The organism is Leucobacter musarum subsp. musarum, from assembly GCF_001273845.1.
GTDB classification, from domain to species: domain Bacteria; phylum Actinomycetota; class Actinomycetes; order Actinomycetales; family Microbacteriaceae; genus Leucobacter; species Leucobacter musarum.
Genome location: NZ_JHBW01000095.1, coordinates 1 through 240, shown reverse-complemented (window position 1 = coordinate 240; position 240 = coordinate 1). Strand labels below are relative to the sequence as shown.

Genomic DNA, 240 nt, shown 5'->3' with positions numbered 1-240 from the left:
ATCTCGTGGTGCACCTGCCCGGCGGCAAGTCGATCGCCATCGACGCCAAGGTGCCGTTCGACGCGTATCTCGAGGCGCAGCACCTCGGCAACGGCGCTTCGAGCGTCGACGAGGCCGACGGGAGGGCGACCGAGGCCCGTCGCGATGCACTCCTGGCCAAGCACGCGAAGGCGCTCCGCGAGCACATCGTCGCGCTGAGCAACCGCGACTACTGGTCGGCGCTGCCCGACTCCCCCGAGC

Annotated in this window: 1 protein-coding gene; it reads left to right on the top strand. The window is 70.4% G+C overall.

All coding sequences use genetic code 11. The features are described from left to right. Positions 1–240 (top strand): DNA recombination protein RmuC (rmuC, locus tag CH42_RS14310; protein ID WP_156322590.1); only part of this gene is annotated, 240 nt, incomplete at both ends.